Origin of the sequence: Clostridium algoriphilum, assembly GCF_020443705.1 — a bacterium.
Lineage (GTDB): Bacteria > Bacillota > Clostridia > Clostridiales > Clostridiaceae > Clostridium_AD > Clostridium_AD algoriphilum.
Window position 1 is genome coordinate 1 of record NZ_JAIZZK010000099.1, and the last position, 1,290, is coordinate 1,290.

Annotated in this window: 1 protein-coding gene and 1 rRNA gene; one reads left to right on the plus strand and one right to left on the minus strand. The window is 28.7% G+C overall.

Annotated features, from left to right (window positions below; all coding sequences use genetic code 11):
- Positions 1–74: ribosomal RNA gene (gene rrf, locus LGK95_RS22985) — 5S ribosomal RNA — on the plus strand; the annotation flags it as partial.
- Positions 75–135: 61 nt separating this feature from the next.
- On the opposite strand, the gene LGK95_RS22050 is transcribed toward rrf, so the two are convergent.
- Positions 136–861 (minus strand): NAD-dependent protein deacylase, encoded by a 726-nt coding sequence (locus LGK95_RS22050; RefSeq protein ID WP_226127046.1) that lies wholly within the window; start codon positions 859–861, stop codon positions 136–138.
- Positions 862–1,290: the final 429 nt, after the last annotated feature.

The window sequence follows — 1,290 nt, forward strand, 5'->3', positions numbered from 1 at the left end:
ACACGAAGGTTAAGCTTCAATGCGCCGATGGTACTGCAGGGGTAACCTTGTGGAAGAGTAGGTCGTCGCCAGATTATAAAAAAACACTAAGTATAACTTAGTGTTTTTTTTTGCATAAATGGAATTTTTTATTAGTTAATATACATATTTTAAAACTTTGCATATACTGTCATTAATTACTAAATCAGCTTTTTTATCATAGGGGGTAGAGGATTTATTAATAAGAATTAAATTATTTCCTTTAAAATATTTTATGAGACTTGCAGCCGGATTTACCACAAGAGAAGTGCCCCCCACAATTAATGTATCAGCAATACTTATTGATTTAATAGAACATTCTAAAGTATCCATATCTAAACTTTCACCATAAAGAACTACATCTGGTTTAATAATACCGCCACAACTATCACATTTAGGAATTATAGTTTTACTATGTAATACATAATTAGAGTCAAAAGGTTTATTACAATTCATACAATAATTTCTATGTATTGATCCATGAAGTTCGTGGACACTTTTGGAACCGGCCATTTGATGTAAACCATCAATATTTTGAGTAATTATAGCTTTTAATTTATTTCTTTTTTCCATTTTAGCTAATACTATATGTGCATCATTGGGAATTGCATTTTCAAAAATCATATTAGATTTATAAAATTGAAAAAAGTCTTCAGTATGATCTACAAAAAAAGAATGACTCAAAATAACTTCAGGAGGAAATTTAAAGTCGTTTTTTATATTATACAAACCATTTGTGGAACGGAAATCAGGGATACAACTTTCTGTTGATACACCTGCACCTCCAAAGAAAACTATATTGGTGGAATTTTTTATAATTGTTTTTAATAACTCATAACACATAAACTCAACTCCTTAATTATAGTATAACAGTTAAAAGAACAGCTAGTTGTTCCTTTTGCAAAAATAAAGGGGAATATGCTATTAGAAAACTTTTAAATATAGTACAAGTAACTATATACTTATCCTAGTGTATCAGTAGGAGATATTGTTAGGATTAATGGTGAATAGTGGTGGAAAATGAGAATAAATCGAATATATGAACTATAACTCAAGTATACAATAATCTTGTTATGGTAAGATACTCCTTGTCGTCGTAAGTTATTGATGATGTAGGGGTTAATACAAAACGTCTAATTGGTCTTTGAAAATTAAACAGAGAATAGGTAAAGAAACGAAATAACATTTTGTTTTAACCAGTTAATTACTTTAGTAAAAGTAATATTTTAGTCGTAAGACTAAAAAGTATGTAATGAGCTTGCGAATTAACTT